Consider the following 6,188-nt stretch of genomic DNA (forward strand, 5'->3'; position numbering starts at 1 on the left):
TGAAGTGACCACACACACAGGAGACGCTCATGTTCCCAACCCTGATCGGCACCGTGGTGATCGCGGGCATCGTCGGATACGCCTCCGAGAAGTCCCGGTTCACACATAACGGCATCCTGCCCAGTATCATCATCTGCATTGGCGGGGCGTTTTTGTTCTATTTCGTGACGATCATGTTTGGCATCGGCTTTCGCGCGCCGGGCCTCAACGCCATCGCCGCCTCCATCGGCGCGCTGGTCATAGTCCCCACGCACTGGCGCAAACGCTGAAGCCCAGCAAACTGCCCCTGTTTCTTCTGTCCAAAAATATCCCGGGGGAGTCGACCGCAGGGAGACGGGGGCAGCGCCCCCTCATGCCGTTGCCGGGCTGGGGACGGTTTGGAGTGACCCCTTGTCCGTCAAGCCGATGCGCTTGCATCGCACCTTTCCCGCGGTCAACCCTGTCGGTGCAACCTTCCCCCTAGGCCTCGCCATTGCGCTCGACTATCCTGAGGCCGAAACCCGTCCCGTCAGGAGACCCTCATGCCCATCGTCTGGCTTATCATCGTCGGCGCCGCTGCCGGCTTCCTTGCCACCCGTATGATGAGAATGGACACCGGCATCTTGCCCACCATCGCCATCGGCATCGGCGGCGCGCTCATTGGCGGTTTGATCATCCGCTTTCTGCTGGCGGTCACCGGGTTGCTGGCGGGGCTCGTCGGGGCTGTCCTGGGCGCGCTGGTGCTGATTTGGGTGTATAAGACCTACCTGCGCTGAACACTGTGCAGCAGCGCAAAGCCTCTGCGCGCCGCGCGCCCTTTGCCCAGTACGTTCCGGCCTCTATCTGTTCAGCAGGCAACAGGAGGCGCAAGACATGGGACAACTGGTTGACGGCATCTGGCATGAGGGTTGGTACGACACAAAGAAATCGGGCGGAAAATTTGTGCGCTCGGATTCGGCGTCGCGCAACTGGATCACGGCCGACGGCAACGCTGGCCCCTCAGGCGAAGGCGGGTTCAAGGCCGAACGAGACCGCTATCACCTCTACGTCAGTCTTGCCTGTCCCTGGGCGCACCGCGCGCTGGTTTTCCGCAAGCTCAAGGGGCTGGAGGATCTGATCACCGTCAGCGTCGTCCACCCTGACATGCTGGGCGACGGCTGGACCTTTGAGAGCGACAGCGACGGCGCGACGGGCGACACTCTGTATGGGCTGCCCTACCTGCGCGATGTCTACATCAAGGCAGACCCCAAGGCGACAACCCGCGTCACGGTGCCGATCCTGTGGGACAAACAGCGCGAAACCATCGTTTCCAACGAATCCGCCGAGATCATCCGCATGTTCAACAGCGCCTTTGACGGACTGACGGGCAATACGGACGATTACTGGCCCAAAGACCTGCGGGACGCCATCGACCCGGTCAACGCGCGCATCTACGACACGGTCAACAACGGTGTCTACAAATCCGGTTTTGCCACCTCGCAAGAGGCCTATGACGCAGCCGTCACCCCACTGTTCGAGACGCTCGACTGGATCGAAGAGAGGCTGGCAGGCAACCGCTATTTGATGGGTGATCGCGTCACAGAGGCCGATTGGCGGCTGTTCACGACGTTGATCCGGTTCGACATGGTTTACCACGGCCACTTCAAATGCAACCGCGCGCGGATCGTGGATTATCCCAACCTCTGGGCCTACACCCGCGAGCTGTACCAGTGGCCCGGTGTCGCCGAGACAGTGAACTTCGCACATATCACGCGGCACTACTACTACAGCCATGACACGGTGAACCCGCATCGCATCGTGCCTGTGGGTCCGGACCTCGACCTGAATGCGCCGCATGGACGCGAGCGTTTGCGGGCGGCCTGAACCCGGTCAACAAGTCAGGGTGCGCGTGCGTAGTGGTGTACCATGTTTGTCAGGTCGTCAGGCGGTGTCGAACTGGGCAGGTAGGCGCAGGCATTGGCGCACAGGTTGAAGATTGACCCATCCGAGAAAAAGCTGGTGTTGGTGACAAAGATGATCCGCGCTTCGGGTTGGCGAAACTGGGCGATATCAGAAATCGCCAGCGCGCTGTCGTTTTCGACCACCACATCAAGGATGATCACCTGGAACGACCGGGTTTCCAGCAGCTCAAACGCCGCGTCCTGGGTATAGGCTGTCCAGACGTTGGCGCCGCTGCGTTGCAAATGGCGCTGCCAGAGCTGAGCAAGCGGCTTGCTGCTTTCCACAATCAGCACATTCACGCGAACCTCCACAGATCCAAGTCCCGAAACGGGATTTAGACTAAACTTTCGTATAGGTTTATCAATCCTTCACAGGAATGAAGAAAGAGTTAACCCACCCTTGATATTTGCGTGAACGCAGAGTTTCCGCCGGGCGGTTCGCCGCCGTCCTGCCCAGCGTCTCTGCCGAAGCGTGCTTGCTCCGCGCGCCGGTGTTGATACTGTGCGCCATCAAACAGCAAACGAGGGAATTCATGCGGTTTTCAGCTATTATCGGCGCGCTGATGCTGGCAGGCGCGGCGCAGGCACAGGACGTTCCCTGCGGCGGCGGCTTTGGCGCTTTTGTGGATGGCCTCCGTCAAGAGGCGGTCACGCTGGGGCATGACGCCGACACGGTTCGGCGGTTTTTCGCCAGCGCCCAGCAAAGCGCTGCCGTGTTGCGGGCCGACGGACGGCAGGGAATCTTTCAGGATCCCTTCATCACCTTCTCGCGAAAGCTGATTAGCCAAAGCCGCCTCGACAAGGGGCGACAGATGGCAGACCGCTATGACGGCGTGTTTGACCGCATCGAAAGCGAATTCGGCCTGTCGCGTGGCGTGCTACTGGCCTTTTGGGCGTTCGAGACGGATTTCGGAGCCTTTCAGGGCGATTTCAACACGGTGAACGCGTTGGTGACGCTGGCGCATGACTGCCGCCGCCCCGAGATTTTCCGCCCGCAGATCTTTGCCGCGCTGTCGCTGTATGAACAGGGGGATCTGGACCCTCGCACCACGACAGGCGCATGGGCCGGTGAGATCGGCATGGTGCAGATGCTGCCCAAGGACATCCTGATCAACGGTGTCGATGGCGATGGTGATGGCCATGTGACCCCCAAGACCTCGGCCCCTGATGCGTTGATGTCTGGTGCCAAGATGCTGTCGCACCTGGGCTGGCGTCCGAATGAGCCGTGGCTGCAAGAGGTGGTGCTGCCGTCCGATCTGGACTGGTACGACACCGGGATGCACGCCACCAAGACCGTTGCCGAATGGGAGCAACTGGGCGTGCGCGGCGCCAACGGCGCGCTGGATGACGGGCGCTTGCCAGCGTCGATCATCATCCCGCAGGGGCGCAAGGGGCCGGCCTTTATCGCCTATCCCAACTTCAGCGTCTATTTTGAATGGAACCAGAGCTTTACCTACGTTCTGACCGCCGCCTACTTTGGCACCCGGCTGCAAGGCGCGCCGGTTTACGATGCGGGCAACCCGGACCCGGGGCTGGAGGGCGAGCAGATGAAGCGCCTGCAAGCCAAGCTGGCCGCGCGTGGCTATGACGTGGGCAAGATTGACGGCATCCTTGGCGCGGGCACGCGCGACGCGGTGCGCAACGTGCAGCGCGAATTGGGGATGCCGGCGGACGCATGGCCAACGCGGGAACTGCTGAACCGGCTCTGACAGGGCAGGGACAGAAGACATTCGGGGCGGGTGCGGCGGCACCCGCCCTTTTTCAATTCCCTGTTTGTATGGCTCACCCGATGATTTCGAACTTGTTCACATCGACCATGCCCCGGTCGGTGATTTTCAGCGCGGGGATCACCGGTAGCGCCAGAAAGGCCAGTTGCAGGAAGGGCTCTTCCAGCCCGACGCCCAGCGATTTTGCCGCCGCGCGCAGGTCCACCAGCCTCGCGCGCACGGACTCAAAAGGCTCCAGCGACATCAGCCCGGCGACCGGCAGGGCCAGTTCGGCCAGAACCTGTCCGTCGCGCACGACGACAAAGCCGCCCTCGATCTGGCCCAGCCGGTTGGCCGCCACGGCCATGTCGGCATAGTCCACGCCGACGCATGCGATGTTGTGGTGGTCGTGGCAGACGGTTGAGGCAATCGCCCCCGCCCGCAAGCCGAACCCGCGCACAAAGCCGGTGGCGATATTGCCGTTTTTCCCGTGCCGTTCGACCACCGCGATGCGCACCAGATCGCGCGCTACGTCGGGGCGTTTGTCGCCATTTGTGATCGGGATGTCCTCATGCAGGTGGTCGGTCAGGATCTGGCCCTCGCGGATGCCGATTACATCGGTTTCCACCCGGTTGGCGCGGGTACGGAAATCCTGCGCACTGACGGTTGGTGCCTTGACGGAGCCGCGTCCCACCGGGTCCACCGTCCCGCGTCCGGCAAAGCCGTCGTCGCCCACCACCACGCCGCCGGCCAGCACCAATTGCGCCTCGCAGTGTTCCAGCGACCTGACGGCCACGATATCGGCGCGCTTTCCAGGCGCGATCATGCCGCGATCCTTGAGGCCAAAGGCCTCTGCTGCCGACAACGTTGCGGCGCGGTAAACCGCCAGAGGCGGGCAGCCCAGACGGATCAGCTCGCGGATCATGTAGTCCAGATGCCCGTATTCGCCGATATCCAGCGGGTTCCGGTCGTCGGTACACAAGCACATGTAAGGCGCTGTCCGCTCATTCAGCAGCGGCTGCAATGCGTGCAAGTCCTTGGAGACAGAGCCTTCGCGGATCAGCACCCGCATTCCCTTGCGCAGCTTTTCCAGCGCCTCTTCGGGATTTGTCGCCTCATGTTCGGTGCGGATACCAGCGGCGATATAGGCGTTCAGATCCTTGCCCGACAGGAGCGGGCAATGGCCGTCCACATGCCCGTCCTCGAACAGGCGCAGTTTGTCCATGCAGCCCGGATCGCGGTGGATCACACCCGGAAAGTTCATGAACTCCGCCAGTCCAAGGCCGGATGGGTGGCCCATCAGCGCAGCAATCGCCTCTGCGTCCAGATCCGCGCCCGCGGTTTCCATGTGGGTTGAGGGCACGCAGGAGCTGAGTTGGACCTTGATGTCCATCAGCGTGTGGCGGCTCGCCTCCTGGAAATAGCGCACACCGGCGGCGCCGATCACATTGGCAATCTCATGCGGATCGCAGATGGCCGTCGTCACCCCGCGCGGGGCGACGCAGCGGTCAAATTCGAACGGCGTGACCAGCGAGGATTCGATGTGCAGATGCGTGTCGATGAACCCGGGCACCAGGGTCAGGCCCGAGACGTCGATCACCTGCCGCGCCTCATACTGGTCGAAGACGCCGATGATCGTGTCGCCGCAAATCGCTACGTCGCCCGTCAGAAGCGCGCCCGTGATCAGGTCAAACACCTGCCCGCCGCGCAGCACGAGATCTGCGGCCTCATCGCCGCGCCCCTGTGCGATCCGCTGTTCCAGTTCCGCCATGTTGCTGCCTCCGAATGGACTTGCGCGCGATGATGGCACAGGTGGTCGCGGGGTGCGAGATGGCGCAGCGCTCGCATCGGCACGCGGAATGGGGGCGCTGCCCCCGTCTCCCTGCGGTCGACTCCCCCGGGATATTTTTGGACAGAAGAAACCGCGAAGACCCGAACGCCTTGGCAGGCCGGTTGCAAAGACGCGCGGGGCACGATCTACTCTGCGCAAAATCAACCAGGGAGACGATCATGATAAAGACCCTTACCTCTGCCCTCGCGCTTAGCCTTGTGTCCGGGGCCGCGCTGGCCAATTGCGACAGCGTCACCTTTTCGGATGTGGGCTGGACCGACATTACCGCCACGACTGCCGCCACAACCGTTGTACTGGATGCGCTGGGCTATGAGACCGACATCAAAGTGCTGTCGGTGCCGGTGACTTATCCCGCAATATTCACCGGCGGTCCGTGTGCGGTGTGATTTCGGGGCGCGGTCGGGTTTCTTGACCTTGCGTGTGGCAGGAAGGGCGATCACGCTGCCGACGTTCGCGTCATACGTGTGGGTGGATGTGTTCGCGGCGCTTTCGGGCGAACGCGGTGATGCATCCGCACACGGCGTTGAACGCCACCGGGATCGGTGGCGACGGTCGGGAAGCGCGGTCATACAGGCGGTTCGGATCAGGGGCCGGCCCAATGCATCCTGATGATTGTCGGCCATAGCATAGACCAGAAAGGCGCGGCGCTGCTTGCAAGCGCGAGCGTCATCCGGCGGCCGGAGAGAATGATCCGGGCGCCGGCACGGAGGA

At 62.5% G+C, this 6,188-nt stretch carries 6 protein-coding genes and 1 pseudogene; 5 read left to right on the forward strand and 2 right to left on the reverse strand.

Annotated elements, in window-relative coordinates; genetic code table 11:
* Window positions 1-29: 29 nt before the first annotated feature.
* The 3 genes from CHB90_RS17635 (at window position 30) to CHB90_RS17645 (ending at window position 1,842) form a co-directional block, all read left to right on the forward strand.
* Window positions 30-269, forward strand: a complete 240-nt coding sequence (locus CHB90_RS17635; protein WP_089279174.1) for a hypothetical protein — start codon at window positions 30-32, stop codon at window positions 267-269.
* Between the two features lie 252 nt (window positions 270-521).
* A complete protein-coding gene (locus CHB90_RS17640; RefSeq protein WP_089279175.1) occupies window positions 522-755 on the forward strand; it encodes a GlsB/YeaQ/YmgE family stress response membrane protein in 234 nt (77 codons plus the stop codon).
* Window positions 756-852: 97 nt separating this feature from the next.
* A complete protein-coding gene (locus CHB90_RS17645) occupies window positions 853-1,842 on the forward strand; it encodes a glutathione S-transferase family protein (RefSeq protein ID WP_089279176.1) in 990 nt (329 codons plus the stop codon).
* 14 nt (window positions 1,843-1,856) lie between these two features.
* Here CHB90_RS17645 and CHB90_RS17650 read toward each other — a convergent pair whose 3' ends face one another.
* Window positions 1,857-2,219: a response regulator transcription factor gene (locus CHB90_RS17650; protein WP_089279180.1), complete on the reverse strand. Its 363-nt coding sequence runs from the start codon at window positions 2,217-2,219 to the stop codon at window positions 1,857-1,859.
* Window positions 2,220-2,452: 233 nt separating this feature from the next.
* Between CHB90_RS17650 and CHB90_RS17655 the strand changes: the two genes are divergently transcribed.
* Complete coding sequence (locus tag CHB90_RS17655; RefSeq protein WP_089279177.1) at window positions 2,453-3,628, forward strand: lytic murein transglycosylase; 1,176 nt, start codon at window positions 2,453-2,455, stop codon at window positions 3,626-3,628.
* A 73-nt stretch (window positions 3,629-3,701) separates the two neighbouring features.
* Here CHB90_RS17655 and ade read toward each other — a convergent pair whose 3' ends face one another.
* On the reverse strand, window positions 3,702-5,396 hold the full coding sequence (gene ade / locus CHB90_RS17660; protein WP_089279178.1) for an adenine deaminase: 1,695 nt from the start codon (window positions 5,394-5,396) through the stop codon (window positions 3,702-3,704).
* A gap of 239 nt (window positions 5,397-5,635) precedes the next feature.
* Here ade and CHB90_RS17665 point away from each other — a divergent pair.
* Window positions 5,636-5,845, forward strand: a pseudogene (locus CHB90_RS17665) (glycine/betaine ABC transporter substrate-binding protein); the annotation flags it as partial.
* Between the last annotated feature and the right edge of the window lie 343 nt (window positions 5,846-6,188).

The organism is Antarctobacter heliothermus, assembly GCF_900188425.1.
Lineage (GTDB): Bacteria > Pseudomonadota > Alphaproteobacteria > Rhodobacterales > Rhodobacteraceae > Antarctobacter > Antarctobacter heliothermus.

Bases quoted from the DNA above. Each gene is read 5' to 3' on its own strand.
- ade (WP_089279178.1), bottom strand. From the start codon at position 5,396: ATGGCGGAACTGGAACAGCGGATCGCACAGGGGCGCGGCGATGAGGCC.
- CHB90_RS17645 (WP_089279176.1), top strand. From the start codon at position 853: ATGGGACAACTGGTTGACGGCATCTGGCATGAGGGTTGGTACGACACA.
- CHB90_RS17635 (WP_089279174.1), top strand. From the start codon at position 30: ATGTTCCCAACCCTGATCGGCACCGTGGTGATCGCGGGCATCGTCGGA.
- CHB90_RS17655 (WP_089279177.1), top strand. From the start codon at position 2,453: ATGCGGTTTTCAGCTATTATCGGCGCGCTGATGCTGGCAGGCGCGGCG.
- CHB90_RS17640 (WP_089279175.1), top strand. From the start codon at position 522: ATGCCCATCGTCTGGCTTATCATCGTCGGCGCCGCTGCCGGCTTCCTT.